Raw genomic sequence first — 24990 nt, forward strand, 5'->3', positions numbered from 1 at the left:
CCGGGATCCAGCCCGTTTGGAAACCCTGCATCGACACCGGCCGCGCTGCTCAGCGGGTCAGCGCGGCGCTCTTGTCGGCGGTCGGAACCGAGGCCAGAGCCTGAAGCACCGTCCCCTCGGTGAGGATCTGGGGCAGCACCAGAGGCTCCCCCGCGCCGGCATAGAGCAGGTATAGCGGCACGCCGCTCCGCCCGTGCTTTTCCAGGAGGCGGGTGATCTCGGGATTCTGGTTGGTCCAATCGCCCTTCAGGTAGGTCACGCCCCGCTCGGTCATCGCGGTCCGCACCGCCTTCGTAGAGAGGGAGGTGGTCTCGTTGACCGCGCAGGTGATGCACCAAGCCGCCGTCATGTTGACGAAGACGGGTCTGCCCGCGTTGACCAGCGTGTCGAGGCGCGCCTGGGTGAACGGCTCGGTACCGCCGGTGAAGGCTTGCGCGCCCGGACCCGCACGGTCCTGCGGGAGGGTGAGCGCGAGGGCCGCGACGGCGAAGAGCGCCAGGGCCGCGCAGACCTGCGCGATCCGGGCGGCCCCGGGCGCAGCGCCGCGCCCGCGCTCCCAGGCCCAGGCGGCGAAGCTCACCAGCACCAAGCCGATCAATGCCGCCAGAAGCCCCCTCGGCTCGACCTGCTGCGCCAGGACCCAGATCAGCCAGGCCACGGTGGCATAGACCGGGAAGGCGAGCCCCTGCTTGAGGGTCTCCATCCAGGCGCCCGGCCGCGGCAGCGCCCGCAGGGCCGGCGGCCAGAGGGTCAGCGCCAGGAACGGCAGGGCCAGGCCGAGCCCGAGGCTCGCGAAGACGGCGAGCGCCACGCCGGCGCTCTGGGTCAGGGCGAAGCCCACCGCCGAGCCCATGAACGGCGCCGTGCAGGGCGTCGCCACCAGCGTGGCGAGCACGCCAGTGAAGAACGAGCCGCTCAGGCCGGCGCGCCGGGCCAGCCCGTCGCCGAGACCGGCGAGGCGGCCCCCGATCTGAACCGCCCCGGACAGGTTCAGGCCCATCGCGAACAGCAGATAGGCGAGCCCCGCCACCACGGCGGGCGATTGCAGTTGGAAGCCCCAGCCGATCGCAGCCCCGCCGCCCTTCAGGGCGATCAGCAGGGCAGCGAGCCCCAGGAAGCTCGCGAGCACGCCGGCCGTGTAGGCGAAGCCGTGCAACCGGAGGCGGGCCGGGCTCTCGCCGGCATGCCGGACGAGACCCAGCACCTTGATCGACAGCACCGGGAAGACGCAGGGCATCAGGTTCAGGATCAGCCCGCCGAGGAAGGCGAAGGCGGCGGCGGTCGCAAGGGTCAGCGCATCCCCGTCGGGGACGGACGCCGGCCGCGGGGTCGCCGCGTCGACCGGCGGCCCCACGGCCGGGAGCATGGGCTCGTCGCCATACGCGAAGGCGAGGTGGCGGCTGCCGTCCTCCGTCACTTCGTCTAGGGTCAGCACGCCGGGAAGGGCCTCGGGCGCCGGATCGGTTGGGCTGCTCCGGGCGAGGGTGAGATGCAGGCCGGTCCCGTCGACCGACATCACCTGCGCGGCGGCATTGTCGATCGCGGTTTCGGCATAGGGGAAATAGGCGGCGTTCCGGACCGCGTCGGGCCGGAGGCCGGCCGCCGCGAAGTCGAGCCGCAGAGTGTCGCCCTGGCTCGACAGGCGCAGTGGCCAGAGCGCCGGTGCGGGGAGGGCGGCCCGGGCGCGGGCGAACAGGGCCGCGATGTCGGGATCTGGCCGCGGTGCCCCCACCGGCAGGGTCAGGGCGAGGTCCGCCGAGCCCGGCACGCATTCGGTTTCGCAGACGAGGTAGGTCAGCTTGGCCCGGATCTCCACCGGGGTCGCGGGATCGAGGCTCGGCGGCGGCGTCACGGGGACGAGGAGCGTGACCTCGCCCTCGTAGCCGTAATTCATCAGCGTCGCGATCGGGATGCGCTCCGGCGCCGGCCACCGAATCGCCCCGGCGTTGAAGCCGGCCGGCAGGGTCCAGGTGACCTCGGGCGGCAGCCCGGAATCCCCCGGATTGCGCCAGTAGACGTGCCAGCCGGGCTTCACCTGCATGCGCACGGCCAGGGTGAAGGGCTGCGCCCCCGTCACCGCGGCGGGCTCGGCCACGAGGCTCGACCGCACGAGATCCGGCGGCGTGCGCAGGCCCTGCGCCAAAGCGGGCGTGCAGCAGGCGGCGAGCAGCAGGAGTTGGAAGGCGAAGCGGCGGATCATACTGTCCCTTCGCGCGCCGGGCGGGCGCGGTTTCACGCGCGGTCTCTTCGAGCCTGGGGCGGACTTTTCCGTGACGGACGCCTTATAGCGCGCCGATTCAATGCGTGTCCCGCGCCCGGATAATCGACCCATGGGCCGCGACATCGACGGCCTTCAACCGCGGGGGTTCAAAGAGCACCAGGTCGAGGAACGCCGTCCGTTGATCGTCCCGCAACTGGCAAAAGTGGTCGACTGCCGAGCGGGCGGAGTCCGAGGGCGGCGCGCGCATCTGTCGGAACGAACGACTGTGCGGGATCGTCATCGGCGGCCTGCCGCCGCTTCTGCAATTCCACGACCGCACGGGCGATCGAACGAAAGGGCGCCCAAATCCTCCAGCCGGCTCGGCGAGATCCAGGGCACGTTGAGGCATGTGCCGATACGCTCCGGGACCACGGCCGGAGCGCGCACCGGCTTCGAGACATCTGTCGATCCGTTCTGCGCCGCGCGGCAGCACAAGAGCGGCCATCTTGCGCCCCAAGGCCGTAACGGCGTCAGCCCGGCAGCGCCACCGTCGCCCGCTCCAGCCATGCGCGCGCGCCGGCATCAAGGACTGGCATCAGGACCTCGCGGACCCGCGCGTGATAGGCGTCGATCCAGATCCGCTCGCCCGGATCGAGCAGGTCCGGATCGATCAACCGCCGGTCGTAGGGCGCGAGCGTCAGCGTCTCGAAGCCGAGCATCGGGCGCTCGCCGCCCGCAACCGCGCGCGGCTCGACCAGGACGAGGTTCTCGATCCGGATGCCGTAGGCGCCGGCGGCGTAGTAGCCAGGCTCGTTCGACAGGATCATCCCAGGCTCCAGCGCCACCGTGCCGGTCTTGGCGATGCGCTGCGGCCCCTCGTGGACCGAGAGGAACGCCCCGACTCCATGGCCCGTGCCGTGGTCGAAATCGAGCCCCGCCTGCCAGAGGGGCGCCCGGGCGAAGGCGTCGATCTGGGCGCCGGTCGTGCCCCTCGGGAAGACCGCCCGGGCGATAGCGACGTGGCCCTTCAGCACCCGGGTGAAGCGATCGCGCATCGCGGCGCTCGGCTCCCCCACCGCGACGGTGCGGGTGATGTCGGTGGTGCCGTCCGGGTATTGCGCCCCGGAATCGATCAGAAACAGCTCGCCGGGCCGGACCGCCCGGTCGCTGGCGCGGGTGACCCGGTAGTGGACGATCGCCCCATTCGGTCCAGATCCCGAGATCGTCGGAAACGATACGTCGCGCAGGTCGCCGCCGGCGGCGCGGAAATCCTCCAGCGCCTCGACTACGGCGATCTCGGTAAGATCGCCCGCCGCGGCCGCACCGTCGAGCCAGGCGAGGAAGCGCACGACGCTCGCCCCGTCGCGGCCATGGGCATCGCGCGCGCCGGCGATCTCGGCGGCGTTCTTCACCGCCTTCATCCCGGTGATCGGATCCTTGCCGACATCGACGGTGCCGCCGGCCGCCTCGATCTTCTCCTTCAGGGCGACGGCGCCCGTCGCCGCGTCGAGCCGGACCCGTACCCCGCTCAAGGATCCGAGCCCGTCCTCCAGCGCCGCCCGGGGCAGGATCTCGGCGACGGGGGCGAGGGCCGCGCGCAGGGCCGGGTCGACCTCCCCCGAGACCAGGAACAGGCGTGCCAGCCCCTCGCGGGGCAGGATCGCGTAGCCGAGCGCCAGGGGCGTGTGGCCGATATCGGCACCCCGTAGGTTGAACGCCCAGGCGAGGTTGTGCGGGTCCGAGATCACCAGGGCGTCGCAGCCGGCCTCGGCCAGGATCGCGCGCACCCGAACCAGCTTCTCCTCGACCGTCTCGCCCGCCAGGGCATCCGGGTGGCGGACGACCGGCCCGGCGGGCGGCTTCGGCCGGCCGGCCCAGACCGCGTCGACCAGATTCGGCACGGCGCGCATCGCGCCCCCCGCTTTGGTGGCGGCCCGATCCAGGCGCGCGAGCCCGTCCGGCGTATGCAGCCACGGATCATAACCGAGCACGTGGTCGCGCTTGAGGTGGGCGCCGATCCACGCCTCCGGCGTCGACTCGGCCAGGGGCACGACCGTGAGGATGGCGGTATCGACCTGCTCGGGCGCCTGAAGGGTGTAGCGGCCGTCCACCACCAGGGCGGCGGAATCCGTCAGGATCACCGCGGTCCCGGCGGAGCCGGTGAAGCCGGTGAGCCAGGCCAGCCGCTCGGCATCGGCGGGCACGTATTCCGACTGATGCTCGTCGGCGCGCGGCACGACGAAACCGTCGAGGCCGGCCTCGCGCAGGGCCGACCGCAGCGCCTCGATCCGCTCGGCGCCCTTGCGGTGGCCCGGATCGTCGAAGGTCTGGAAGCGCGGGCGCGGTCGGGACGGAGGTGGCTCGATCATGCGGCGAGGGTAGAGCGCCCGCCGCCAGGGTGGCAACCGGCCCGTTCGGCGCGCGTGCCGGTGACACGGCACGCGCGTGGGGCCGGCTGCGTCGGAGGAGCGATAACCGCGACGGGTCCCTGTTTTACCGTGAAAAAATCGCGAACAATCTTATCACGCCGCGGGTTTTGGCCTATTTTCGAACCATGGCACGGCGCGTCTATTACTGGATCAGCGACGGACCGGACGGCACTTTCGACGCCGTCGTGACGATCGAACCCGAGACCGTGATCCGGCGCGACGGCTTCGCGTCGCTCGCCGAGGTCGAGGAGTGGATCGACGGTCTGCGCATTCTCATGGCGGCGCTCGGCGCGCCGGTAGCGCAGACAGACGCGGCCGATGTGCCGGCCTCGATCGAGGCCGAACCGGACAGGTTCTGCCGACCGGGGATTCTGCGCACGGCGCGCTAGCGGATCGGATTGTCGATCGAGTCGGTGAAGCGGAATCTTGCTGGTGGAGCGGACGGCGCTGCACGGGTAAGCGGCGACCCGCCGGGCACCGCGCTCACGCGCCAGGATCGTGCAGCCCGTGGTCAGGCCCTTGGCGAGAAGGCCGGCCCGGCCCGCGTCTGAAGTGCCAAGCCCCGGGATTGGGCCGCTGGCTCGCTCCGGGACGGCCCGCCGAGGCCCCGGGGTGCCGGCGGCTCCCTCAGCATCCGCTTGCGCCCCGGGGCCGCTTCGAGCAATCCTCGACCCTCCCGTCCCGGTTCTCGACGGCACCCGTGGGGTTTTCTAAAGAAGGACCACGTTGTCCGTGCATCTGCTGATCGTCGACGACCACCCGCTGTTCCGGGACGCCCTGGCGGCCACGATCCGTCTCGCGCATCCGGACGCAATGCTGGACGAGGCCGACGGGATCGAGGCAGCCTGCGCAGTGCTGGCGACCAACAGGAGCATCGACCTGACGCTCCTGGACCTGTCGATGCGGGGCACCTCCGGCTTCGACGGGCTGATCTCGATCCGGGCGCGCTTCCCGCGCGTCCCGATCCTGATCGTCTCCGGTCACGAGGACCCGCGGATCATGCGCGAGGCCCTGCAGCACGGGGCAGCCGGCTTCGTCCCGAAGGCCATGGACAAGGCGACGCTCACCCGGGCGATCGGTGCTGTGCTGAGCGGGTCGCTGTTCCTGCCGCCGGGCCTCACCGAGGCGGCTGCGCCGGAATCCCGATCCAAGAAGGCGCCGCTGCCTGAGCGCCTTGCCCGCCTCACCCCGCAGCAAGTGCGGGTTCTGATGATGATCCGGCAGGGCAAGCTGAACAAGCAGATCGCCCACGAGCTTCAGGTCGGCGACTCGACCGTGAAGGCCCATGTCTCGGAGATCCTGCGCAAGCTCGAAGTGATCAGCCGGACGCAGATCGTGATCGACACGGCGTCCCTCGACTTCGACCAGATCCACAACGCTCAGCCAGCCTGACGGTCGCCGGATCCGCAGGCGGGCAGTCGCGGGCCGCCGGTGGCGCCCGACAGCCCGCTTCCCGAGCGGCGTCAGCCGCCGAGCCCGCCGACGCAGAGGTACTTGGTGTTCAGGTAATCCTCGATGCCCTGGTAGGAGCCCTCGCGGCCGAGGCCGGATTCCTTCACGCCGCCGAAGGGCGCCACCTCAGTGGTGATGATCCCCTCGTTGATGCCGACCATGCCGTATTCCAGCGCCTCGGCGACCCGGAAGGTGCGGCCGAGGTCGCGGGTGTAGAAGTAGCAGGCGAGCCCGAACTCGGTGTCGTTGGCCAGGCGGATCGCCTCCGCCTCGTCGCGGAACCGGAACAGGGGCGCCAGGGGCCCGAAAGTCTCCTCGCGGGCCACCGCCATGTCGGGGGTCGCGCCGGTGATCACCGTGGGCTCGAAGAACTGGCCGCCCAGCGCGTGCCGGTGGCCGCCGGCGATCACCCGACCGCCCTTCTCGACGGCGTCGCGGATATGCGCCTCGGTCTTCTCGATCGCCGCCATGTCGATCAGCGGCCCCTGGGCGACGCCGTCCTCGACGCCGTTGCCGACCTTCAGGCGGTTGGCGGCCTCGGCCATCTTCTCCGCGAAGGCGTCGTAGATCCCGTCCTGCACCAGGAAGCGGTTGGTGCAGATGCAGGTCTGGCCGGAATTGCGGAACTTAGCGAGCATCGCACCGGCCACTGCCCGGTCGAGATCGGCGTCGTCGAACACGATGAACGGCGCGTTGCCGCCCAGCTCCATCGAGACCTTCTTCACCGTGTGGGAGGCCTGCTCCAGCAGCACCTTGCCGACCTCGGTGGAGCCTGTAAACGTGATTTTCTTGACCAAGGGGTTGCCGGTCATCTCCCCGCCGATCGCGCGGGCGGAGCCGGTGAGGATGCTCACCACCCCGGCCGGGAAGCCGGCGCGCTCGCACAGCACGCCCCAGGCGAGGCCCGACAACGGGGTCTGCGAAGCGGGTTTGATCACGATCGGGCAGCCGGCCGCCAGCGCCGGCGCGATCTTCCGGGCGATCATCGACGACGGGAAGTTCCACGGGGTGATCGCCGCGACCACGCCCACCGGCTCCTTGGTGACGAGGATCTTGCGGTCCCCCCAGGGGGAGGGGATCACGTCGCCGTAGATGCGCCGGGCCTCCTCGGCGAACCACAGCACGTAAGCCGCCGACATGGCGACCTCGCCGCGGGATTCGGCCAGCGACTTGCCCTGCTCGGCGGTGAGGATCTGCGCGAGATCCTCCTGATGCTCAGTCACGAGCGCGGCGAGCTTGCGCAGCAGCACCGCGCGCTCGTTGGCGGTCCTGGCGCGCCACGCCGGATAGGCCGCATGCGCCGCCTCGATCGCCTTGCGGGTCTCCGCGGCGCCGGCATTCGGCACCCGGGCGATCACCGCGCCGGTGGCCGGGTTGGTGACGTCGATGCTGCCGGAGCCGGCCTCCGACCATTGGCCGCCGATCAGGCAGGCTTCGACCAGGAGGGCGCGGTCCTTCAGGGACAGGGTTTCGGTCTCAGGCATTCAACGGTTCCTTCGGCGGCTGCGGCCTGTCGGGCTCGGACATGGCCGTCCGCGTCTTGAGCGGCACGCTCTGGGACGTATTCCTCGCCTGCGCCTCGGCTTTTGTCTCGAACACATGGGGAGCCAGATCGCGGCTCGCCAACGAGGCACCGAGTTTCAATCGCAGGAACGCGCTGGTCGTGTAGCGCGACGCGGTCTCGTAGTACCGCTTTTCCAGATAGGCGATCGCCGAGAAATAGGCGTCGCTCACCGTCGGGTCGATCTCGAACCCGTCGTAGTTGGCGATCAGATGGACCTTGCGGCCGATCTCCTGGCAGGCACGCTCGTATTCCCGACGCACCAGCTCGACATCGTCGATGGTCCGGACCTGAAACCCCTCCAGGTTCGAGAACAGGATGTTGCGCTCCGGATCGTAGCTGATCCGCTCCGCCATGGAGAGGCCGAGCAGCCAGGGTTCCAGCCCCATCACGGCCTCGCGGAACAGGCGGGGATCCATCGGCTTCGGATCGCGCACGATCGGCGTGAAGCCCATCCGGCCCAGGATGTCCCGGTCGATGTCGATTCCCGGGGCGACCTCGGCGAGTTCCATGCCGGCCCGGGTCCGGCGGAACACGCAGCGCTCGGTGACGTAGAGCACCGGTTGGCCGCGCTCGGCCGCGTAGGCCCCCGAGAAGGTCACCTGCTCGACCGCGGCGATGAATTTCTGGGAGCGGCCCTCGGCGAGGATTCGGACACCGCCGTCCTCCACCGTCACCTTCAGCCCATCGGCCGTGAAGGTGCCGGCGAAGACGAGGCTCTTGGCATTCTGCGAGATGTTGATGAAGCCGCCCGCGCCCGCGAGCCGCTTGCCGAAGCGGCTGACGTTGACGTTGCCCTCCGCGTCGCACTGGGCGAGGCCGAGGCAGGCGAGGTCGAGGCCGCCGCCATCGTAGAAGTCGAATTGCTGGTTCTGGTGCAGGACCGCGGCCGGGTTCAGGGCGGCGCCGAAATCGAGCCCGCCCTGCGGCAGACCGCCGATCACGCCGGGCTCGGCGGTGAGCGTCAGGTACTTGAGCACCCGCTCCTCGGCGGCGACCGCCGCGACCCCCTCGGGCATGCCGATCCCGAGATTGACCACGCCCCCCGGGGGCAATTCGAAGGCGCAGCGCCGGGCGACCACCTTGCGGGCGTCGAGGGCCATGGGCGGGATCCGGTCCAGCGGGACCCGCTGCCGGCCCGTGAAGGCATGGTTGTAGGGCGTACCGTAGGTCTGGCGGTGGTTCTCGGGTTGGCTGAGCACCACGCAATCGACCAGGATGCCCGGCACCTGGACCTCGCGGGGGGCGAGCGAGCCGGCCTCGGCCAGCCGCTCGACCTGGGCGATGACGAAACCGCCGGAGTTCTTGGCCGCCATGGCGGCGGCGAGATTGTCGAGGGTCAGCGCCTCCCGCTCCATGGTGATGTTGCCGGCGGGATCGGCCGTGGTGCCGCGGATCAGCGCGACGTTCACCGGGAAGGCCTTGTAGTGGAGCCAGGACTCGCCGCCGAGCTCGACCACGCTGACGAGGTCTTCCTGTGTCACCGCGTTGAGCTTGCCGCCCTCCAACCGCGGATCCACGAAGGTGCGCAGGCCGACCTTGGTGATGTGGCCCGGCGTATGGGCGGCGATCTCCCGGTAGAGGTGCGAGACCACGCCGAGCGGCAGGTTGTAGGCCTCGATCAGACCCTCGACCGCCATCGCGCCGAGCTTCGGTACCAGGGCCCAATGGCCGCCGACCACGCGCTGCACGAGCCCCGGGATGGCGAGCCGGTTGAGGCCGCGCTCCTTGCCGTCTCCGGGGGCGGCGGCGAACATCAGCCCGATCCCGCGCGGGCCGGCGCCGGACTCGAACCGCCGGGCCAGCGCCAGGATCAGCTCGTCCGGCGTCCCGATGCCGACGAAGCCCGAGACCGCGACCATGTCGCCGTCCTGGAGGATGGCGATGGCCTCGTCGGCACTGACGATCTTGTTCTTCAGGCTGCCCATGGGGTGGTCCTCTGGGCCTGGCGCGCGCGCGTCTCCCTCCCCCCTCTGCGGGGGACTACGATGCCCCCCGATCTGCATCGAGCACTGGCGTTGGCGGCGGAGCGCGGCGCGCGCCCTCTCCCGTGCGGGAGGGGGTTGGGGTGAGGGGCGAGAAACTTCAGGATGGAACACACCAGAGACGTGCGTTCAGGGCGCGTCTCGTCCTGATAGTTCTCGTCCCTCACCCTGTCCCTCTCCCGCACGGAGGAGGGGACCTGCGCTTCATCCTGCCGCCGCAGCGCCGCGCGCACTGTGTGGGTCCCGCATTCTTCTCCGGAGAGAGGGGAGGGCGGGGGCGTCGCGCTTTGCGAGGACCGTGGCGCGATCATCCTATCCCCGCTCGCCCAGCCACTCGGCGATGCCCGACCCCAGCAACTTCTGCGCCTTGCCGCCGACGAAGACGCCGACATGGCCGCCGGGCAGGCCCATCTCGGTATAGTCGTCCGTGCCGATCTGATCCTTCAGCGCCTGCGAGGTGGCCGGCGGGATGATGTGGTCGTCCTGGGCGAAGACGTTCAGCACCGGGCAGGTGATGGCCTTCAGGTCCACCGTCCTGCCACCGAGCTCGAAGGCGCTCCGGACGAGCTTGTTGTCCTGGTAGAGGTCCTTCAGCCACTGCTTGGCGGCCTCGCCGGGATGGTCCGGACGGTCGGCGATCCACTTCTCCATGCGCAGGAAGTTCAGGAACTTCTTCTTGTCGTCCAGGGCGTCGAGCAGGTCGAGGTTGTACTTCGTCATGGTGCGCATCGGCGTCATCATCGAGAAGACCGAGCCCATGAACGACCCGGGCAGTGAGCCCTGCGCCTCGATCAGCCGGTCGATATCCTCGGGGGTGAGCGACCGCATCCAGACGTTGATGAAGCCGTGGCCGGCCCGCTCGTCCCGGACATCGGCGTGGAAGTCGATCGGCGTGATGGTCAGCACCATCGCGTTGACGGTCTCGGGGTAGAGCGCCGCGTAGCAGGTGGTGAAGACCCCGCCCTCGCAGATGCCGAGCAGGCTGATCCGCTCGCGCCCGGCCGCCTCCTGGATGAAGGCGACGCACTCGGCGAGGTAGCCGTCCACGTAATCGTCGATGGTGACGTAGCGGTCGGCCCGGCCCGGATTGCCCCAATCGACCACGTAGAGGTCGAGGCCGAGGTTCAGGAGGTTGCGGACCAGCGACCGGTCCTCCTGCAGGTCGGCCATCGTGTAGCGGCCGATCAGCCCGTAGACGATCAGCACCGGCGGCAGGCCTCGGCGCTGCGCGAGCGGCCGGTAGCGGTAGAGCCGGACCTTGTCCTGGCTCCAGACCAGATCCTTGGGCGTGGTGGCGATCTCCACGTCCGCGTCGCGCACCTCCGCGAACAGCTTGGCGCCCGCGCTGATGCGCTGGCCGAGGGCGCCGACCTCGGCCAGCATCTCGGCGGGGGAGAGGGCGAGCGGCACCGCCGGGCCCGTCGGACCGTCCCTGTCAGCCATGATGCATCTCCCCGTTGGCCGCGGCCCCGCCGCCGCGGGCCGGCCGCGCCGCCGCCATCCGGCGTTCCCGGCGCAGGGCCCGCACCTCTCGGCGCAGTTCGGTGAGGCTCCTGTGCACGTCGTCGAGTTCGGCCCGGGTCGGTTGGCCGTAGAAGTCCGCCAGGAAGGCGGCCAGATCCTGCTGCGCGAGGCGCAGATCGGTCGAGGCCTTGAGCACGGCGCGCTGCGAGGCCAGGAATTTCTCCGAGCGCTGGACCTCGAGCAGGATCGCGTTGGCGGTCTCGACCCAGCGCGTCACCATCGCCCGGGCGGAGGCGAAGCCCTCGCCGCGTTCGGCACGGGCGTTGGCCTCCTGGGCGAAGGTACCGGCAGCCCGCGTCCAGGCGTCGAGCATCACGGCCTGATGCTCGCCCTGCGTCCGGCGCAGAGCCGCCCAGGCGGTGAACACGGCCCCGTAGCGCCGTTCCGTCTGCCACAGGTCGGCGAGCTGCGGGCCCTCGGCCATGCGGGTCAGCGCCGCGTCGAACTCGGCCGAGCCGCCGAGCCAGGCCTGCGGATCGAAGATCCGGGCGAGCACCGCCCCGGCGGTCGGGTCCGGCGCGCCGGGGCCGCCCTGCAACGACTCGGCCAGGGTCTGCGACAGGGCGGTGGCGGCGGTCCAAGCCTCGGTCAGCTTGGCCTGCGCGGCGGCGAGGCCGGCGAGATCCCCCTCCGGCAAGACCGGCCAGCCGGAGCCGGGCGCGGCCTGGCCGGCGCTCCCCGACAGGAATCCCAAACCGGTACGGGTCCAGAACTCGCCCATCGCCCGGAACGCGTCGAACTGATCCATGCTGGCGTTCCCTCCCGGTCTTTTTGGGCTTCGCGTATTCGCGAAGCCTGTCGTCAGCTTACAGACTCGATCGCATGACCCGCCTCTTCCCTCCCCCCTCTGCGGGGGAGGGAAGGCGCGCGTGGGTTGGTCGTCGGTCTCATCCGTCGATGTGCAAATCCGCAAGGGATGAGGTGGATGGCGGGACATCGCACGCCACCCGCACCCTCACGCCGCCGGTCGTGTCTCTCCCAGCGCCTCGGCGTAGATCGCGAAGGCGTCGTCGTAGGTGACCTCCCGCGGGTTGTTCACGAGAAGCCGCGTCTGCTTCATCGCGTCGGCGGCCATGCGCTCCAGATCCTGGCGGGCGACGCCGACCTCGGCGAGCGAGGCCGGCACCTTGCAGTCGCGGCAGATCGCGTCGAGGCTGTCCACGAAGCGCTTGGCGGCCTCGGGCTGCGGCAGGTCCGCGGCCGCGGGATCGAGGATCGGCGCGAGTTCCGCGTAGAGCGCCTCCGCGTGGGAGAGGTTGAAGCGCATCACCCCCATCAGCACCAGGGCGTTCGAGAGGCCGTGGGGCACGTGGAAGAGCGCGCCGACCGGGTAGGCCAGGGCGTGCACCGCCGCCACGGGGGCGTTGGCGAAGGCCATGCCGGCCAGCATCGAGCCGAGCAGCATGCCGGAGCGCGCCTCGAGGTTCCTGCCGTCCGTGCAGGCCGTGCGGATGTTGGCCGAGAGCAGCGCCAGCGCCTGCTTGGCGAGCTGGTCGGAGATCGGGTTCTTCTTGTTCTTGCTGGTGAAGGCCTCGATGGCGTGGACCATGGCGTCGATGCCGGTGGCCGCCGTGACGTGGGCCGGCAGGCCCAGGGTCAGCTCCGGATCGAGCACCGCCCAGTCGGGCAGGAGTTTGGGCGCGACGACGCCCTTCTTCTCGGTGGTGGGCGTCGTGACGATCGAGATCGGCGTCACCTCCGAGCCGGTGCCGGCGGTGGTCGGCACGAGGATCAGCGGCAGCCGGTCGCCCTTGGCGAGGCCGACGCCGTAGATCGAATCGAGCGGCTCGTCGGATTTGGCGAGATAGGCCACGAGCTTGGCGGTATCGAGCGCCGAGCCGCCGCCGATCGACAGGACGAGATCGGTCCCGAGTTCCCGGGCACGCTTGGCCGCCGCCTCGATCACCGTGGAGGGCGGGTCAGCCACCACGTCCTCGTACACGTCGAGGGTGACGCCGGCCTCCGACAGCGCCGCCTCGGCGGCCCGCGTCAGCCCGGCGCTGCGCACGCCCTTGTCGGTGACCAGCAGGACGCGCTTGGCGCCGAAGCTGCCGACGATCTCCGGCAGTTTCTTCGAGGCGCCGGCCTCGAACAGCACGTTCGGCGTGGTCTGGAAGGTGAACGGGTTCATCGCACAGCCCTGTCTTTGCCGACCGATCCGCGACGCCGAACTCACTCGGCGGGTTCGAAGTCCTTCACCTTGGCGCGCAGCTCGTCGACCAGCACCCGGGTGTTCTCGGAATAATCGATCGGCACCGCCACGAGGTGGACGCCGCCCGCCGCGAAGGCGCGGTCGAGGGTCGGCACGAGGTCGTTGACCGTTTCCACCCGGTGGCCGCTGGCCCCGTACGACTGGGCGTAGAGGACGAAATCCGGATTGTTGAAGGTCATGCCGTAATCGGCGAACTTGTCGACCGCCTGCTTCCAGCGGATCATCCCGTAGGCCGAGTCGTCGAGCACCAGCACGACGAGGTTTAGCTTGAGCCGCACGGCGGTCTCCAGCTCCTGGCTGTTCATCATGAACCCGCCGTCGCCGCACACCGCCATCACGCGGCGGTTGGGGTAGAGCATCGCCGCCATCATGGCGGAGGGCAGGCCCGCGCCCATCGTGGCGAGCGCATTGTCGAGGAGCAGCGTGTTGGCGACGTAGGTGCGGTAGTTCCGCGCGAACCAGATCTTGTACATCCCGTTGTCGAGGCAGACGATGCCGTCCTCCGGGATCACCCGGCGCACGTCGCGCACGAGGCGCTGCGGCGTCACCGGGAAGCGGTCCTCGCCGGCCCGGTCGGCGATGTGGCTGAGGATGTGCTCGCGCAGGTGCAGCAGCGCGCCGGCGTTGGGGAGCTTCCCGTCCAGCCTGTCGGCCAGCAGCTTCAGCGTCGGCCCGAGGTCGCCGACCACCTCGGCATCGGGGAAGTACACCTGCTCGACGTTGGCCGGCATGTAGCCGATGTGGAGGACCTTCTGGTCCGCCTGTCCCATGAAGAACGGCGGCTTCTCCACCGTGTCGTGGCCGATGGCGATGATCAGGTCGGCCCGGTCGATCGCCTCGTGCACGTAGTCGCGCTCCGACAGCGCCGCGGTGCCCATATAGAGGTTGGTGCCGCTCGCGACGGTGCCCTTGCCCATCTGGGTGGTGAAGAACGGGATCTGGGTGCGCTGCACGAAGCCGCCGAGTTCGCCGGTGGCGCGCGGGCGGCTCGCGGCGGCGCCCAGCATGATCAGCGGCCGTTCGGCCTTCAGGATCATGGCGGCGGCGCGCTCGATGGCGGCCGGATGGGCGACCGGAATGTCGATCGGGTGCGAGGGCACGAGATCGGCCTCGGCCTTCTCGGCGGCGATGTCCTCAGGCAGTTCCAGAAGCACCGGGCCCGGCCGCTCCTCGGTGGCGACCCGGAACGCGTCGCGCACGATGGTGGGGATCGAGGAGGCGGAGACGATCTGCCGGGCCATCTTGGTGATCGGCTTCATGGAGCTGATCACGTCGACGATCTGGAACCGCGCCTGGCGGGACGACAGGATGCCCTTCTGGCCGGTGATGATGATCATCGGCATCGCGCCGAGATACGCGTAGGCCGCGCCGGTGGAGAAGTTCAGCGCCCCCGGGCCGAGGGTCGACAGGCAGACCCCGGGCCGGCCGGTGAGGCGGCCGTGGGTCGCCGCCATGAAGCTCGCCGCCTGCTCGTGGCGGGTCAGGACCAGCTCAATCTTGGAGTTGCGCAGGGATTCGACGACGTCGAGATTCTCTTCGCCGGGGATGCCGAAGATGCGGTCGACACCCTCGTTCTCGAGGGCCGCGACGAGGAGATCTGAACCCTTGGGCATGCGAAGTCCCGCTGCTGCATCGGCGTGCCTGCGGCGCCCGGACCGTCCCGGCCAGCGCGTCGCACCGTCCCGGCGGAGGAAGCCCGTCCGAGGCGTCGGTCGGTTAGAGTGCCGCCACCGGAAGTGGTCAAGGCCGGTGCGGGCCTTAACCGTCACAAGGGTGCGTCGATGCTATCCTCCGGAGACTCGGCGAGGCCCGGAACGGCGTCGCACGGTCAAGGTTGACCTCCGCTCAGGGAATTATGAATTCATGGATCGGGCGACCAGCGAACGGGTAGAATCGGCGGATGCCGCGCCGCAATCGTCGGCGCCGGAGACGGATCCGGTGCTGGCACCGATCGCGGATTTCCCGCGCATCGACCTCCGCACCGGGGTCGAATCCTGGGACAAGCGCCGTCACGCGGGCAAGCGGCTGCGGGCGGAGGTTCCCTTCGCGGCGCAGGGCACCTTCGGGTCCGATCCCGAGCGCCCCGATCCGGTCGCCCTGATCGAGGGGGCCCATCGCGGGCGGCAGCCGCACCTGATCCCGCTGCGGGTCGCCCGCATGGCGACGTCGCCCTTCGCGTTCCTCCGGGGGGCCGCCCATGTCATGGCCTACGACCTGTCACGCGGGCCGCGCAGCGGCATCGACGTGGTGATGAACGGGGATGCCCACACCGACAATTTCGGCCTGTTCGGCACGCCCCAGCGCGACATCGTCCTCGACCTCAACGATTTCGACGAGGTCACGATCGGCCCGTGGGAATGGGATCTGAAGCGCCTCGCCGCCGGCCTGACGGTCGCCACCGCGGATGCCGGTGCGCCCGCCACCGCGCGCCGCGAAGCCGTCATGGAGGCGGTCGCCGGCTATCAGCAGACGATGCGCCGGCTGGCGCCCCAGGGCTCCCTGGAGGTCTGGTACCAGACGACGCGGGCCGACACGCCCCACCTTGCCGGCCTGCGGCTCGACGCCGAAGCCCGGGCCATGGTCCGGCGGGCGGTGGACAAGGCGCGGCGGCGGAACAACCGCAGCCTCCTCGCCCAGGTGGCCGAGCGGCGCACCGACGGGAGTTGGCGCCTGCAATCGGATGCGCCGATCCTCACGCCGGTGGACGACGCCACGCGGGAGGACATCGTCACCGGGTTGGAGCGCTACGCCGAGACCCTCCCGCGCGAGCGGCGCTTCATGCTCGACCGCTATCACGTGGTCGATGTCGCCCACCGGGTCGTGGGCGTCGGCAGCGTCGGGACCCGGGCCTATCTCGCCCTGCTGTTCGGCAATTCCGACGCGGACGCGCTCTTCCTCCAGGTCAAGGAAGCGCTCACCCCCGCGCATGCCCCCTACCTGCCGGGCATGCCGGCCCCCTATGCCGACCACCAGGGCGAGCGGGTGATCTACGGCCAGCGGCTGTTGCAGGCGGTGGGCGATCCGCTGCTCGGCTGGACCAGCATCGCGGGCCGCCCGTTCTACGTGCGCCAGATGAAGAACCTGAAGGGCGCGATCCCGATCGCCCGGATGTCGGGCGCCTCACTCCTGACCTTCTCCTACGCCTATGGGGCGCTCCTCGCCCGCGCCCATGCCCGGACCGGGGACGCGGCGGCGATCACCGGCTATTGCGGCAGCGGCAAGAACACCGAACTCGCCGCCGCCATCGCCGACTGGGCGGCGGCCTACGCCGAGCGCAACGCCGCCGATTTCGCCCTGTTCCGCGAGGCGATCGCGGGCGGCCGCCTGGAGGCCGCGGAGGATCCCTGCCTGTGAGGCAGGCCGTCAGATCATGCCGGGCGGCGGCGGCACGTGGGCGAGCTTCACCAGCTGGTCCCGGAGCCAGCGGTGGGCCGGATCGCGGTCGTAGGAGGCGTGCCAGAGCATCGTCACGGCCACGTCGTCCAGCGCCACCGGGACCGGGCTGACGCTCAGCGCCAGGGCGCTGGCGAAGGAGGTGGCGAGCCGCGCGTGCATCGTGGCGATCACCGGGGCGGCCCGCACCAGGAACGGCACGACCAGGAAGCGGGGCGTGGTCACGGCGAGCGTGCGCGACCGGCCGATCAGGGCGAGGGCATCGTCCACCACCCCGTGCGCGGTCTCGCGCAGGGAGGTCAGGACGTGGGGGAAGCGCAGGTAATCCTCGAGGTCGATCGGCGGCTGGAGGCCGATCAGGTCGGCGTTGAACAGGACGACGTAGCTGTCTCGGTAGAGCAGCCGCTGCTTGTGGTGGATCTGTCCCTCGGAGAAAAACCCGATGGCGATATCGACCCGGTCGGCATCGAGTTCATCGAGGATGCGGGCCTGCTCGACGGAGCGCAGGAGCAGCCGGATCCCGGGCGCCTCCCGGCGGAGCTGGGCGATGAGCCGCGGCCCGAGCAGCACCTCGACGCTGTCGGGCAGGCTGACCGTGAACGTGCGCGCGACCGTGGCCGGATCGAAGTGCTCCTCCCGATGCACCAGCGCCTGCACCTGCCGGAGGGTGGCGCGCAGGGGCTCGGCGATCTTGAGGGCCCGCGGCGTCGGCCGCATCCCGTCCGGCGCGCGGGTGAGGAGCTCGTCGTCGAACAGGCGCCGGAGGCGGGCGAGGCTCGAACTCATCGCCGACTGGCCGACCCCCACCCGGGCGGCCGCCCGGGTGACGCTGCGCTCGTCGAGCAGCGCGTCCAGGGCGACCAGCAGGTTCAGGTCGATCCGGCTGAGATCGATATGGTCGATGGCCATGGGCGTCTCGATCGGTTGGTGCCACCGCCGAGCTATAGCAACATCCGCTACCGCATCATCCCGAAAGGTGGTTTCCGGCTTTCGGCAAAAGGTGATGCCGAATCAGAGACCTAGCGCATCGTCCTGACTCTGATATCCAGGCCGGTGCGCCAGGCTTTGGCCCGCCCCGGTCAGGCCGGCAGCGGCTCGCGCGGCTCGGTGTAGTCGTAGAGGCGGGGCGGCGGAATTTGGTCCCGGGCGCCCATCCGCGCGACGAGGTGATCGGCCACCCGCAATGCGTTGGCGACGATCGTGAGCGTCGGGTTCACCGCCCCGATCGACGGGAAGAAGCTCGCGTCGGTGACGTAGAGGTTGTCGAGCTGGTGCGCCTTGCAGTGCCGGTCGAGGACCGAGGTGGCCGGATCGTCGCCGAACCGCAGGGTCCCGGCCTGGTGGGCGGTCCCGCCGATCGGCACGTTCTTGCCGAGATAGAGCGAGCGGTCGAACAGGTGCGGGTGGATGTCGGTGAAGCTGCAGATCTCCCGCAGCTTGTGCCGCAGCCGCTTGTGCGCCGCTGCGTTCGTCTCGGTGAGGTCGAGATGGACCTTGCCGTCCTTGTAGTAGACCCGGTTCTGCGCCAGCGGGATGTCCTCCGAGGTCAGCCAGAAATCCACGGAGTGTTTTGCGATCCAGTCGAACGGCTTGTCGGGGAACCACTGGAGAAAGCCGGGCAGGCCCTCGCCGTGGATCTGGGCCCCGTCTGACTTGCCGACCATCTGGATGTGGCCGAGCGGGAAATCCCAGCCGTCCTTCGGGTCGGGGTCGCCGAAGTAGAAGTCGTTGACCCCGAGGGTCTTCTGGAACCGGGTCGGGTTCGGCGTCTTCGAGATCGCCAGAACGGTCGAGTTGTTGTGGCGCATGTAGTTGCGCCCGACCTGATCGGACCCGTTGGCGAGGCCGTTCGGGTGCTGCCCGCTGGCCGAGCGCAGCAGCAGCAGCGCCGACGACAGGGCGCCGCAGGCCACCACCACGAGGTCCGCCGAGGCCTCGAAGGGCGCCCCGTCGCGGTTCCCGACGACGCCGGTGACGGTGCGCCCGGCCGGATCGGTGACGAGGCGCTCGATGTAGGTCCGGGTGAGGAGCGTCAGGTTCGGGCAGTCCCGCAGGGCGGGATCGACCACCATGGTCTGGGCGTCGGACTTGCCGTTCGTAGGGCAGGGAAAGCCGTCGAAGGACTCGCACTTGATGCAGGGGGAGGTCGGGACGGCCCGGCCATCCTTCTCGACGAGGCGCACGCCCACCGGCAGGTGGAACGGGTGGTGGCCGGCCCGCTTCAGATTGTCATACAGCTCCTGAATCCGCGGTTCGTTCGCCACCGGCGGATGGGCGTAGGGCTTCTTCGACCACGGCTCGGTCGGATCCTCGCCGCGCTGGCCGTGGACGTGGAACAGCTCCTCGGCGGCCTGGTAGTAGGGCTCGAACTCGTCGTAGCCCACGGGCCAGGCCGGCGCGATCCCGTCCTCGTGGCGGATCGCGCCGAAATCCCGCTCCCGCAAACGGAACAGGATCGAGCCGTAGAATTTCGAGTTCCCCCCGACGTAATAGTGGAGCCCCGGGTGGAAGCTGCTGCCGTCGGAGGAGTACCAGGTCTCCTTGGTCTGGTAGTAGCCGTCGACGATCACCGCCTGGCTGTCCCAGTTCCGCGGCTCGCGCAGCAGGTAGTCGCCGCGCTCGATCAGCAGGATGCGCTTGCCGGTCTGGGCCAGACGCCACGCCATCGTGCCGCCCCCGGGACCGGATCCGACGATGATGACGTCGTAATGCTCGCCGGGCATAGGTGTCTCCATCCGGGCCGTAATCCTGGCAGGCAACTCCCGGGGCGCCGTTCGGATCGCGGTGCGGCGAACATTTCAGGTCGCAGCGTCCGGCAACCGGCGGTTAAGGGCCTTTCCCAACGGCGCCTTCAGCTTCGCCTGCGATCCTGCGGCGGACCGGCCTCCTGCCGGGGAGGCATCGATGGTCGTCGAGGACATCGCGCTGGTGCTGGCGCTCCTGGTCGCGGCGGCGCTGGCGTTCGACCGCTGGCGGGCGCGGCGGGTCGGACCGGACGAGGCCGAGCGGCTGCACGACCGCCTGTGGCGGATCAGCGAGAGCGAGGACCGCTACCGGGCCCTGGTCGCCGCCACCACGGAGGTGATCGTCCAGCGCGATGCCAGGGGCCGCATCACCTACGCCAACGACGATTACGCGCGCCTGCTCGGACGCGCGCCGATCGAACTGCTCGGCGCGCAGATCGACCTGGAGATCCTGGAGCGCGACGCCGTCGAGATCGGGGCGGATGGCGTGCGTCGCCTCGAGGCGCAGGTCCGCTCGGTCGACGGGCGCGTGCGCTGGTTCGCCTTCGTGGAGATGCCGGTGGCGCATGGCGACGCGACGCACTGGCTGCAGGCGGGCCGGGACGTGACCGCCCGGGTCGAGGCGATCCGCAGCCGCGACGCGGCCCTGGAGCGGGCCGAATCGGCGAGCGTCGCGAAATCCCGGTTCCTGGCGACGGTGAGCCATGAGATGCGCACGCCCCTCAACGGCATCCTGGGGATGGCCGACCTCGTCCTCGGGACCGCGCTCGATCCGGAGCAGCGTACCTACGTGGAGGCCGTCCGCACCAGCGGCGGGGCGCTGCTCGGCCTGATCGACGGTGTCCTCGACTTCTCGCGGATCGAGGCGGGGCGCCTGGACCTCGCCGCCGAACCGTTCAGTCTGCCCGCGATCGCCGAAGGCGTCGTCGAGCTCCTCGCGCCCCGGGCCCAGGACAAGGGGATCGAGATCGCCCTCGACGTGGCGGAAGGGTTCCCCGCGAGCCTCGTGGGCGATGCCGACCGGGTGCGGCAGATCCTCATCAACCTCGCGGGCAACGCCATCAAGTTCACCGAGCGCGGCGGCGTCGGTGTCAGCCTGACCTTCGAGCGGGCGGAGACCGGACCGGGGGAAGTGGTGGTCGCCGTGGCGGATACCGGCCCGGGCATCCCGGAGGAGCGCCTGCCCGTCCTGTTCGAGGAGTTCGAGCAGGGGGACGGCAGCGCCAGCCGCAGCCACGAGGGCACCGGACTGGGGCTGGCCATCACCCGGCGGCTGGTGACCCGGATGGGCGGCCGGATCGACGCGGCCTCGCGCCTCGGGCGGGGCACGACCTTCCGGGTCGCGCTGCCGCTGCCGGAGCTGGTCGCGGTCGCGCGGTCCGGCCCCGATCCGCTGCCGCGCCTGGACGGCCGCCGGTGCCTTATCGTGGCCGATTCGCCATTCCAGGCGCCCTACCTCGCCCGCTGCCTGTCCCGGGCCGGTGCCGCGACGGTGATCGTGGACACGCGCGACGCCGGCCTCGACGCCCTGTCGGGGGCGGCCTTCGACGTCATGCTGGCGGATCGGGCCCTGGGGGACGCGGCCGTGCGGCAGCTCGCCGATGCGGCGCGCGCCTGCGGCGTGCCCTGCAGCCTCGTCCTGCTCTCGCCCTTCGACCGGCGCGGGTTCGGCGCCCCGGGCGCGGCCGGGTTCGACGGCTATCTGATCAAGCCGGTTCGGGACCGGTCCCTGTTCGAGCGCCTGTTGGCACCGACCGGCCCGTCCGAAGCGCCCGCAATCCCGCAAGCGGCCGCACCGCGAGCCGGCGCCGGGATGCGCGTCCTCCTGGCCGAGGACAACCCGATCAACGCCCTGCTGGCGACCCGCGCCCTGGAGCGCCTCGGCGCCGAGGTCGTCCACGCGCCGGACGGCCTCGCGGCGCTGGAGCAGCTCGATGCGAACGGCCCCTTCGACCTCGCCCTGATCGACGTGCGCATGCCGCGGCTCGACGGACACGAGACCGCCCGCCGGATCCGCGCCGCCGAATCGGTTGGCACCGGCCGCCTCCATCTCGTCGCGCTCACGGCCAATGTCGGCCGGGACGACGAGGCCGCCGCCCGGGCGGCCGGCTTCGACGGCTTCCTGGCCAAGCCCCTGAACCTGAAGCTCCTGCCGGCGCTTCTGGAGCGCCGGTCCGCGCGGGCGGCCTGACCGCACCCGCGTTGACAGGCCGGCCCCTCCCACGCCAACAGGACGCCATGTCGTCAGCCGCTCCCTCGTCGTCCGAACCGCGCTCGTCGAGCGGCGTGCTCGCCGCCTGGGGAACCGTGGCGCTCGTCGTCGCGACCGTTCTCCTGGGCGCGTTGCTGCCGGCCCGCCACGGGGCGGCCCCGCGGCCGGTCGCCGAGGATCCGGCCTGCCTCGAATGGAGCGACGGCTGCCGGGTCTGCCAGCGCCTCGCCGAGGGACCGGCCTGCTCGCTCCCGGGCATCGCCTGCCAGCCCGGCGTGCCGCACTGCCTGCGCCGCGGCGACGGGTGAGTTCGGGGGCGCCGGTCCTCCGCTTCGCGCCGAGCCCGAACGGGCGGCTCCATCTCGGCCACGCCTATTCGGCCCTGCTCAATGCCGACCTCGCCGACCGGATGGGCGGCCTCTGCCGCCTGCGAATCGAGGACATCGATCCCCAGCGCTCGAAGCCCGCTCTGATCGACGCGATCGTCGCGGACCTGGCCTGGCTCGGCCTGACCTATCCCGAGCCGGTGCGGCACCAATCCGCCCACATGGACGCCTACCGCGTCGCCCGCGACGGCCTGATCGACCGCGGCCTCGCCTATCCCTGCTTCTGTTCCCGCGCGCAGATCCGGGCAGGCGCCGGGACTGCCTGCGATCCGGACGGCGTGCCGCTCTATCCCGGCACGTGCCGCGGCCTCGACCCGGCGGTCGCGGCGGAGCATCGCGCCCGGGATTGGCCGCATACCTGGCGCCTCGACATGGCGGCGGCCCTGCGCCAGGCCGGCGCGACGCACGGATACGTCGCCTTCGACGCGACCGGTGCGCGCCCCGTCGCCGCCGATCCCGCCCGGTGGGGCGACGTGGTGATCGCCCGTCGCGACGTCCCGACGAGCTACCACCTCGCCGTGGTCCACGACGACGCGCGGGAAGAGATCACCCACGTGGTCCGCGGCCGCGACCTGGAGGCGGCCACCGACCTCCACGTGCTCCTCCAGAGGCTGCTCGGCCTGCCGACCCCGCGCTATCGGCACCATGCGCTGCTCCGCGACGCCGGCGGCGAGAAGCTCGCCAAGTCGCGGGGCTCGCAGTCGCTGGCCGATCTGCGGCAGACCGGTGTAACACCCGCACAGATCCGCGCGCGGCTCGGGTTCTCCTAGCGCTCCGTCAGGATCGATGGGGGTCGTTCGAGCCGGCAGAATTTGCCGCGCTGCCGATCCTGCCCGCATAGCGCGCAGGCGCGCCCTTGATATCATTGGAAAAATTCTGGAACGCACCGTGCCTCACCTGACGGCAGGAACGTCGTGAGGGCTTGTCATGTCGGTGAACGCGGTATCAGGCACATCTCTCAAGCAGGATCTCGTCAGCGCCCTGCGCCAGGCACGTGCCGCCGGCGCCCAGCAGGTCGATGCCAGCGGATTCAGCACGGCGAGCCAGGATGCCGGCACGACGCAGGGCACCGGCAGCGCCACGCAGACGAGCACCGCGGCCTCGACGCCGGCCATGTCCAGCGACCTGATGGCGTCGCTCCTGCAGCTGCAATCCGATTTCAGCCAGATGGGGCTCCAGACCGGGGTCACGTCCTCGGCGGACACCGGCGACGCGTCCAGCACCACGGCGACATCCGGCACCACTGCGACATCCGGCACGGCTGATGCCAGCCAGGCCTCGAGCGGCGCGGCCCCCGTCCACCACCATCACGGCCACCATGCCCCGCCGCCGGACGACTCGGATGACGCGCAGGTCGGGCAATCCGGCACCGCCACGGACGCGACCTCGACCTCTGCCTCCGCTTCGGCCACCGGATCCTCCGCGAGCATGGAATCCGGGGACGGGCTGCAATCCCTGCTGACGCAGGTGACGAAGGCCATCGCCGCCTACGCCACGGGCGGTCCCATCGGTATCGCGGCCGCCGCGCTGACGACTTCATCGAAGGCCTGAGCCGCCCTCCGGCAGGCGCCGCCTGGAGCGGCGGGCCGTCCTCTGGCATGATCGATCCGACCGGAGGTTGTCATGTCCCTCACCGTGCCCGTGATCCTCGGCAGCGTCCGGAGCGACCGCATCGGCATCCGCGCCGCCCGTTTCCTGACGGCGCGGCTGGAAGCGCGCGGGCATGAAGCTCCACTGGTCGACCCGGCCGAGCTGAAGCTTCCGCTGCTTGACCGGATGTACAAGGAGTATCCGGCCGGCACCGCTCCCGAACCGCTCGAACGGCTGGCCGCGCTCTATCGGCGGTCCGACGCCTTCCTGGTGGTCACCGCCGAGTACAATCACAGCGTTCCGCCGGCGCTCTCGAATACGCTGGACTATTTCCTCGAAGAGTATTTCTGGCGGCCGTCGGCGATCTGCTGCTACTCGGCCGGCCAGTTCGGCGGCGTCCGCGCGGCGATGCCGCTCCGGGCGATACTCGCCGAGATGGGCATGCCCAGCATCCCCTCGCTCCTTCCTATCCCCCGGCTCCAGACGGCGATCGACCCCGAGGGTACACCCACCGCGCCGTGGCTCGACACGTCCGCCGCTCGGTTTCTCGACGAGTTAGCGTGGTATGCCGAGGCCCTTCGCGAGCGGCGCCTGCGCGGGACGCCGTACTGAGCCAGAGACGCCGCGACGGCCGCGCACGACGGGCCCGCACGCTTTCTTCTGAGGATCTTACGGTCAGGTGGCCGCTCGCCCAGATCCGGTCCGACTCGAGACTGTATTTTGCTGTTGCAAAAAAGTGGCTGCACGATCCGGGGAAACGTGAGAGCTTAACCGTGTTCCCAGACGCGGATTGATTCCGATGAAGATCGATGAACGGGCGCTCCTCCAGGAGCGTGTACGGACTCTTGTCTTGCGTCACGCCCTCCAGGCCGTACTTGAACGCCTCGCGGCCGCCACGCGCAACGCCGGAGAGGACGCGGAAACGGAGTTGCTCGATCTAGAACAATCCCTGGTCTCGGCCGCACGCAGCATCGCCGATCGCGCCAGCGCCCAGAAGCTGGCGGTGCTCGTCGCCGTTGAGGATGCGACCACCACGATCCGGGCCGCCTTCGACACTGCGCACGACCGCCTCGATGTCCTGGCTCCGCCCCGGCTCGCCCTCGTCGGAGCACCGACCGCGGCCGCCGCGTAGCCGCCGCGCCCGGAGCCGAACTGCTAGGCACTTAGAGCGCCTAACAGAACCGTCTGATCTGGTTGAGGGTGATGAGGCTGGCGGCGAGGCTCGTGAAGGCCTCGTAGATGTCTGCGCGTCGCTCATAGCGGATGGGCAATCGACGGAAACGGTTGAACCAGGCGTGGGTG

At 70.5% G+C, this 24990-nt stretch carries 19 protein-coding genes and 1 pseudogene; 9 read left to right on the top strand and 11 right to left on the bottom strand.

Going from position 1 to position 24990, the window contains the following annotated elements:
• Positions 1-49: 49 nt before the first annotated feature.
• Both MKK69_RS28765 and MKK69_RS28770 read right to left on the bottom strand, forming a co-directional pair.
• On the bottom strand, positions 50-2200 hold the full coding sequence (locus MKK69_RS28765) for a protein-disulfide reductase DsbD family protein (protein ID WP_243973577.1): 2151 nt from the start codon (positions 2198-2200) through the stop codon (positions 50-52).
• A 530-nt stretch (positions 2201-2730) separates the two neighbouring features.
• Positions 2731-4569, bottom strand: coding sequence for an aminopeptidase P family protein (locus MKK69_RS28770; RefSeq protein WP_243973578.1), 1839 nt, complete (start codon positions 4567-4569; stop codon positions 2731-2733).
• 29 nt (positions 4570-4598) lie between these two features.
• Between MKK69_RS28770 and MKK69_RS28775 the strand changes: the two genes are divergently transcribed.
• Together MKK69_RS28775 and MKK69_RS28780 are read left to right on the top strand one after the other, a co-directional pair.
• Positions 4599-5018 carry a hypothetical protein gene (locus tag MKK69_RS28775; protein WP_243973579.1) on the top strand — a complete coding sequence of 140 codons (420 nt, stop codon included), beginning with the start codon at positions 4599-4601 and terminating at the stop codon, positions 5016-5018.
• A 343-nt stretch (positions 5019-5361) separates the two neighbouring features.
• Positions 5362-6021 (top strand): response regulator, encoded by a 660-nt coding sequence (locus MKK69_RS28780; protein WP_243973605.1) that lies wholly within the window; start codon positions 5362-5364, stop codon positions 6019-6021.
• 71 nt (positions 6022-6092) lie between these two features.
• On the opposite strand, the gene MKK69_RS28785 is transcribed toward MKK69_RS28780, so the two are convergent.
• The 6 genes from MKK69_RS28785 to MKK69_RS28810 form a co-directional block, all read right to left on the bottom strand.
• Positions 6093-7565 (bottom strand): NAD-dependent succinate-semialdehyde dehydrogenase, encoded by a 1473-nt coding sequence (locus MKK69_RS28785; protein ID WP_243973580.1) that lies wholly within the window; start codon positions 7563-7565, stop codon positions 6093-6095.
• A complete protein-coding gene (locus tag MKK69_RS28790) occupies positions 7558-9570 on the bottom strand; it encodes an acyl CoA:acetate/3-ketoacid CoA transferase (protein ID WP_243973581.1) in 2013 nt (670 codons plus the stop codon). Before MKK69_RS28790 ends, MKK69_RS28785 begins: the two co-directional genes overlap by 8 nt.
• 369 nt (positions 9571-9939) lie before the next feature.
• Complete coding sequence (gene phaC / locus MKK69_RS28795) at positions 9940-11070, bottom strand: class III poly(R)-hydroxyalkanoic acid synthase subunit PhaC (RefSeq protein WP_243973582.1); 1131 nt, start codon at positions 11068-11070, stop codon at positions 9940-9942.
• Positions 11063-11899, bottom strand: coding sequence for a poly(R)-hydroxyalkanoic acid synthase subunit PhaE (locus MKK69_RS28800; RefSeq protein ID WP_243973583.1), 837 nt, complete (start codon positions 11897-11899; stop codon positions 11063-11065). Before MKK69_RS28800 ends, phaC begins: the two co-directional genes overlap by 8 nt.
• A gap of 207 nt (positions 11900-12106) precedes the next feature.
• On the bottom strand, positions 12107-13282 hold the full coding sequence (locus tag MKK69_RS28805; protein ID WP_243973584.1) for an iron-containing alcohol dehydrogenase: 1176 nt from the start codon (positions 13280-13282) through the stop codon (positions 12107-12109).
• A gap of 41 nt (positions 13283-13323) precedes the next feature.
• Complete coding sequence (locus MKK69_RS28810; protein WP_243973585.1) at positions 13324-14976, bottom strand: acetolactate synthase large subunit; 1653 nt, start codon at positions 14974-14976, stop codon at positions 13324-13326.
• A gap of 325 nt (positions 14977-15301) precedes the next feature.
• Between MKK69_RS28810 and MKK69_RS28815 the strand changes: the two genes are divergently transcribed.
• Positions 15302-16717, top strand: a complete 1416-nt coding sequence (locus tag MKK69_RS28815) for a DUF2252 domain-containing protein (RefSeq protein WP_243973586.1) — start codon at positions 15302-15304, stop codon at positions 16715-16717.
• Between the two features lie 9 nt (positions 16718-16726).
• On the opposite strand, the gene MKK69_RS28820 is transcribed toward MKK69_RS28815, so the two are convergent.
• A complete protein-coding gene (locus tag MKK69_RS28820) occupies positions 16727-17665 on the bottom strand; it encodes a LysR family transcriptional regulator (protein ID WP_243973587.1) in 939 nt (312 codons plus the stop codon).
• A gap of 170 nt (positions 17666-17835) precedes the next feature.
• Positions 17836-19479 carry an FAD-dependent oxidoreductase gene (locus MKK69_RS28825; protein ID WP_243973588.1) on the bottom strand — a complete coding sequence of 548 codons (1644 nt, stop codon included), beginning with the start codon at positions 19477-19479 and terminating at the stop codon, positions 17836-17838.
• A gap of 181 nt (positions 19480-19660) precedes the next feature.
• On the opposite strand from MKK69_RS28825, the gene MKK69_RS28830 reads away from it, so the two are divergent.
• From MKK69_RS28830 to MKK69_RS28855, 6 genes are all read left to right on the top strand, one after another.
• The gene (locus MKK69_RS28830) at positions 19661-21691 is read left to right on the top strand and encodes an ATP-binding protein (protein WP_243973589.1); all 2031 of its coding nucleotides are present in this window, start codon (positions 19661-19663) and stop codon (positions 21689-21691) included.
• A gap of 47 nt (positions 21692-21738) precedes the next feature.
• Positions 21739-22020: a hypothetical protein gene (locus MKK69_RS28835; protein ID WP_243973590.1), complete on the top strand. Its 282-nt coding sequence runs from the start codon at positions 21739-21741 to the stop codon at positions 22018-22020.
• Entirely contained in the window at positions 22017-22868 is an 852-nt protein-coding gene (gluQRS, locus tag MKK69_RS28840) for a tRNA glutamyl-Q(34) synthetase GluQRS (protein ID WP_243973591.1), read from the top strand. The genes MKK69_RS28835 and gluQRS overlap by 4 nt, the downstream gene beginning before the upstream one ends.
• Before the next feature lie 157 nt (positions 22869-23025).
• Positions 23026-23649, top strand: a complete 624-nt coding sequence (locus tag MKK69_RS28845; RefSeq protein ID WP_243973592.1) for a cell wall anchor protein — start codon at positions 23026-23028, stop codon at positions 23647-23649.
• A gap of 72 nt (positions 23650-23721) precedes the next feature.
• On the top strand, positions 23722-24300 hold the full coding sequence (locus MKK69_RS28850; protein WP_243973593.1) for an NADPH-dependent FMN reductase: 579 nt from the start codon (positions 23722-23724) through the stop codon (positions 24298-24300).
• Between the two features lie 187 nt (positions 24301-24487).
• A complete protein-coding gene (locus tag MKK69_RS28855) occupies positions 24488-24820 on the top strand; it encodes a hypothetical protein (RefSeq protein ID WP_243973594.1) in 333 nt (110 codons plus the stop codon).
• Between the two features lie 40 nt (positions 24821-24860).
• On the opposite strand, the pseudogene MKK69_RS28860 reads toward MKK69_RS28855, so the two are convergent.
• Positions 24861-24990, bottom strand: a pseudogene (locus tag MKK69_RS28860) (IS5/IS1182 family transposase); the annotation flags it as partial.

The organism is Methylobacterium sp. J-026 (assembly GCF_022829585.1).
Classification (GTDB): Bacteria; Pseudomonadota; Alphaproteobacteria; order Rhizobiales; family Beijerinckiaceae; genus Methylobacterium.